General features: G+C 48.7%; 3 protein-coding genes. 2 read left to right on the top strand and 1 reads right to left on the bottom strand.

Annotated features, from left to right (window positions below; genetic code table 11):
- A partial coding sequence (locus HKN79_00975; GenBank protein ID NNC82123.1) for a T9SS type A sorting domain-containing protein occupies window positions 1-2,111 on the bottom strand: 2,111 nt, incomplete at its 3' end.
- Between the two features lie 232 nt (window positions 2,112-2,343).
- On the opposite strand from HKN79_00975, the gene secDF reads away from it, so the two are divergent.
- Both secDF and HKN79_00965 read left to right on the top strand, forming a co-directional pair.
- A complete protein-coding gene (secDF, locus tag HKN79_00970) occupies window positions 2,344-5,403 on the top strand; it encodes a protein translocase subunit SecDF (protein ID NNC82122.1) in 3,060 nt (1,019 codons plus the stop codon).
- Window positions 5,404-5,464: 61 nt separating this feature from the next.
- Complete coding sequence (locus tag HKN79_00965; GenBank protein ID NNC82121.1) at window positions 5,465-5,737, top strand: twin-arginine translocase TatA/TatE family subunit; 273 nt, start codon at window positions 5,465-5,467, stop codon at window positions 5,735-5,737.
- Window positions 5,738-5,835 lie beyond the last annotated feature (98 nt).

The raw sequence follows: 5,835 nt of genomic DNA, 5'->3' as shown, positions 1-5,835 counted from the left end.
ATCAAGCGTCCACTGACATCCATGAGTTGGAGGCTTGTGATTCCCGCGCCATTTTCCATGCGAATGGTGAGAAGGCCATTGGTGGGATTTGGAAAAACGGTAAAAGCGGATGATACCAGACTCTCTGACAGTGAGCTGGGTGCCTCGCCACCTAGATAGAGACCGAATCCTCCGCTCTTGTCGCCATTGATGATATCCCACTCATCATCCCCATTGATCTCTATAAGTATGGGACTTGCCCGTTCTCCATTGAATACATCGAAGGCCATGCTGTCTGTGACGGTCCAGTTGCTGTTCACGTCTGCGTCCACATCATCCAGATAGAACAAACGGCCTGACTCGGTACCAAAAATTGCTTGTACACTTCCGTCTGTATCTCTGAAGAACCACGGTGAACTATAGCCGATCAAGTTACCATCTAGATCGGTCACGATGTCCCCGATGGTGTCTTCTATCAATTCGAAGTCGTGTTCAGCAAGGGAGCCTATGTTCTTAAGGAAATTGGTATTCCCATTCCGTTCACCTACGATGAGGTCCAGAAGGCCATCATCATCCAAGTCGAATAGCTGGGGGGTGAGACTGGCACCGAGATCCCATGCTTGACCTCCATCTTCCAGCAGAGTGACAAAGGGGAGGGAGAAGTCCATTGGCTGTCCGGGTCCAGCGGAATTCTCGAAGTAGTGTAGTTTACCTGTGCCATCCCCTAGGTACATGTCCTCATCTCCATCTCCATCGAGATCACCGAAAGTGGGTACGAGATGGTCACCGAGTCCCAGGTCATTCCATCCCATGAAATTCTCCGTGACGAGCTCAAAGGAGGGCTCCGTCAAGGAACCTGTATTCTCCAAGAGCCAGAAGGTCACATGGAATACCCCGCCTTCCTGGTATTTACCCCGATTGGTCAACAGTAGATCGATCAGGCCATCGGCATTATGATCAAGCGGTCTGACAAAGCTCACTGTACCATTATCCAACATATCGCCTTGGATGAATGAAGTGGTCTGTAGCTGCAGGTCCACGTCATTATCGGTCCCGGTATTCTTATAGAACCAGCAAGAGGCTTGATCCTCGCTTTCGGTCCCATTGCTCGGTGAGACTAATAGGTCCCTGACGCCATCATGGTCCAGATCCTCGAAATAGGCCGCATGGAAGACATGCATATCCACCGTGACATCGGCACTAGGGAATTCGGTTTCTAGGGCAAATGCACTATCAGTCAAGACTCCGCGGTCATCGATGTAGATCATGGCCATGTCACGAGCGGTGATGTCACCAAGGAGTAGATCACGCTGCCCATTCCCGTCATAGTCGAATGTGCATATGGTCGATCCACTATGTACCCCATCTTTTGATGTCACCTCTTGTGATTTGGGATCGAGAACATTGAAGGTGCAGTACTCTCCATCGATATATTCTTGACCAATATATACAGTCGGACTCACAGCGTCTTCTCCGATCATGCCATAACATCGGTTCCTGAGCTCGAATGCGAGGCTGTCACAATTGCCTATTTCTACTGCGAAATTCTTGTGATATTCTATCGTCAGCCCTGAAAGGGTGAAGGTGTGAATGTCCAGATCCCCGTCACCATCGAAGTCATCGATAGAAGGGATATCCTGATTGCTCACATATAGATTGCTATAGTAGGGATCGGACCCGAAGTCATAGTACGAATCCACCAATGAGGATCTCAATGTGAAACTGAGTTCCCCGTTGACAGATGTGTTCTCAAAGACACGGATCCCACCCGGTGTATAGGTGAAGATGTCTTTCTGTCCATCGCAATTGAAATCCCTGAACAGGATCCAATCCTGAATGGGCGGGAAGTCCGATGCATAATCAAACGTCAAAGTATAAGCTCCGGTGGATGGGTCTTTGAGGTAGGTCTGGATCTGTCCAGAACTTCTATCGAAAATGAAGAGATCCTCTGTTCCATCGATATCCAGATCGATCGTTGACCATTGGGTGGCATTGAGGCCACCGGCCCATGCGTGAGGGATGATTCCTCCATCTCCATACACTGGAACGGCATTACTGCGATGGAAGACAAGTTGACCGGAAAACTGACTCCCAGCCAGTATGAATGATGCTAGTAGAATGGAAAATCTCATATACCTATAATACAGTCCAAAGATAGGATGCCCCCTGTTCTGAGCTGCGCACCGAAACTACACTTCTATGTGTTGAGACAAGTAACGGGGATTGAGCTGAATAGGTAGAAAGTCTATATTTGCGACCTGTTTTGAAAATCCTCTGAAAACTGGGGATTTTGTTTACGGAACTTGTTAATAATCAAAGACTTGGCTCAGTCCATACGAGCTCAAAGGAAATAAGGCATCAGCTATGCAGAATCGAAGTGCGATCATCATTTTTACCATTCTTCTGGCCCTCGCCTGTCTATATTCTTTGTCATTCTCATGGTTCACGTCCAGTTTCGAAGCTGAGGCTGCTGAGCATGCTGAATACAAATTGGACAGTGTTGCGCAGATGGATCAACTCAGCGCCACGGAAGAGGATTCCATCAGAGAATACTACCAGACCCAATTTATCCGTCAGAACGGAAATGAACCTCTTTATCCGGTAGTAGGGCTCAACTACTATGACTGCGAGGCTCAGGAGTTGAAGAAAGGACTTGATCTGGAAGGAGGGATGAGCGTCACGCTCGAGGTATCCGTTCCGGATATGGTGCGAAACCTGGCCAACAACAGTCGCTCCTCATCTTTCCAAGAAGCTCTGAACAAGGCCAAGGAACTTCAGAAGTCCAGTGACGATCCATATATCGATCTGTTTGCACAGGCATGGGCTGAAGGCAATGAGCCCGGGCGTTTGGTGCAAGTATTCCATTCACGGGATACCAAGGAGAAATTCCCCAACGACCTGACCGATGAGCAGGTGATCGAGATCCTCAAAGAGGAGGCAGAGGCAGCCGTTTCGAATACCGAGAAGATCCTTCGTACACGTATCGATAAGTTCGGTGTGACACAACCTACCATCCAGCGTCAACAATTCACCGATCGCATCTTGGTAGAACTTCCAGGTGCCAAGGACAAGGATAGGGTGCGTAAGATGCTGAAGTCTACGGCCAATCTGGAATTCTGGGAAGTGTACAACAACCGGGATCTGGCCAATGCAATATTCGGTCTGGACACCGTTCTGAGCAAGACCCTCTACCCGGACTTCGTAATGCCTGACCTCGGTCAACCGACACGGGATAGTATCACCGTAGATGTCGAGACCGGTGATACGACCATCCTTCAGATTCCTGATACGACCCAGGCACCTGTTCAATTGACACCGGAAGAGCAGAAGAAAGCCGCTCCTCTGACGACTCTCTTGAGACCCAATGTATTCTCACCAGATGGGCAAGCATTGCAATTGGCCAATAGTCCAGTTGTAGGTTATGCCTCTGAAGAAGATTTGGATGCAGTATTGAATCTGCTGCGTAGTGAGGCTGCTGTGAATGCCATGGGATATGGCGACAGACTGCAATTTGCTTGGGGTTCAGAGTCTACCGATGACGGTCTTAGACCGCTATATGCTTTGAAAGTGCTTCAGCGTAATGGTAGACCAAAACTCGATGGGAACTCCATTGTAGATGCGCGCCAGGATTTCGATCAGGTGACCGGATCGGTGGTGGTCAATATGACCATGAACTCCGAGGGTACCAAGATCTGGAAGGCCATGACGGAAGAAGCCGTAGGGAATGTTGGTGATGATACCGACAACCAGAGCATCGCTATTGTACTGGATAGTCTGGTCTATTCTGCACCCGTAGTGAACTCTGTTATCCCCAATGGATCGAGTGTGATCACTATGGGCGGTCAGGACCAAGAGTCAGCACTGAGAGAAGCCAAGGATCTGGCCAATCTGCTCAAGGCAGGTTCATTGCCAGCACCTGCGAACATCGTGGATGAGCAGATCATCGGCCCATCGCTCGGTAAGGAGAACATCGATAAAGGAATGATGTCATTCGCCATCGCCCTGATGGTCATCCTCCTCTACATGATCTTCTATTATAGAGGTGCAGGTGTGGTCTCAGATATCGCACTCGTAGCCAACATGTTCTTCCTACTCGGTGCCCTTGCGTCCATTAAGGCGTCATTGACACTTCCAGGTATCGCGGGTATCATCTTGACCATCGGTATGGCGGTAGATGCCAACGTACTGATCTTCGAAAGGGTCAAGGAAGAACTCAGAGCAGGGGCAGGTATCAATGCAGCGATCAAGAAAGGATATCAGAAAGCCTATAGCGCGATCATCGATGCCAACATTACTACTTTGTTGACTGCTGTGATACTCTTGTTTTTCGGAACAGGACCGATCAAAGGATTCGCAACGACCTTGATCATCGGTATATTCACTTCACTCTTTGCCGCGATATTCTTGACACGGGTGATCTTCTCATTCCGCTTGGATCAGAAGAAATCCATCTCCTTCTACGGCAAGGCTACTCAGAATTGGTTCGTCAATACCGCATATAAGTTCATCCCAAGAAGGAAGATCTTCTATGCGATCTCAGGAATCATCATCATAGGGGGTCTTTCATCCCTCATGACCAGAGGTTTGGATCTAGGTGTGGACTTTGCCGGTGGTAGGACCTATATCGTAGAATTCAATGAGGAGGTAGATATAGAGACTGTGAATGTGGCTTTGGATGAGACCTTTGTCGAAGCAGATGGTAAGCAGGCAGGAAATCAGGTCAAGAAGATCGGTGGTACGGGAAGGAAGGTCAAGATCACGACCAATTACATGATGAGTGACGAAAGTGAGGATGTCGACAGTCGAGTCGATGCTCAACTGGCTGTAGCACTTGACAAGGTAGGCCCGTACAGTACAGATAGTCTGGAGTCCAAGAAAGTAGCTCCTACCATCAGTGATGACTTCAAGACCAAAGCCTCTCAAGCCGTTCTCTTCTCACTCTTGGTCATATTCCTCTATATCTTCTTCCGCTTCAGGAAGTGGCAGTTCGGATTTGGAGCTTTGGTCGCCATGGCGCACGATGTATTGGTCGTGCTAGGACTGTTCTCCATCTTCTGGGGTGTGCTTCCCTTCTCATTGGAGATCGACCAGGCCTTTATTGCCGCCATACTGACTGTAGTTGGTTACTCGATCAATGATACGGTGGTCGTATTCGACAGGATCAGGGAATACCTGAACGATAGAAGAGGCGGAGGAAGGAAAAAGGTCATCAACGATGCTCTCAACAGCACGTTGAGCCGTACAGTGAATACCTCGCTCTCTACCTTTATCGTGCTGTTCATGATCTTCATGTTCGGTAGTGACAGTATCAAAGGATTCACCTTTGCCTTGATGGTAGGTGTGATCGTAGGTACCTATTCTTCTCTGTGTATTGCTACACCTTTGGTGGTCGATCTATCAAAGGATGATGAGCCTAAGAAGTAATAGGCGGTAGAACAACGAATTGTAATTTAGCGCCCGGTCCTTACCGGGCGTTTTTTATTCTATGTCATTGATTGCCATTGTCCCCTTATTCATCGGAGGCTCAGAGATCATCGTGATCTTCTTGATCTTTCTCTTGCTCTTCGGAAGTAAGAGTATACCTGGGTTGGCCCGTACCATGGGCAGGGCTATGCGTCAATTCAAGGATGCTTCTCAAGAGATCCAGCGAGAGATGACCGATACGGCAAGTGAAGTCAAGAAAACCGTGGAGGAACAGCGGAAGCGTTTGGATCAGATGGGTCAGGATGTGGATGAAATCGTGAAGGACGACTCATAGATGGCAGTGCTTTCACTGATCGGAGGATTGATCCTGCTACTCGGAGGCGGTGAGCTCCTGGTACGTGGTGCCGTAAAGGTGGCTACACACTTCAAGAT

Source organism: Flavobacteriales bacterium, from assembly GCA_013001705.1.
GTDB lineage: Bacteria > Bacteroidota > Bacteroidia > Flavobacteriales_D > JABDKJ01 > JABDLZ01.
The sequence above is the reverse complement of the archived record's forward strand: the minus strand, read 5'-3'. Positions and strand labels throughout refer to the sequence as shown.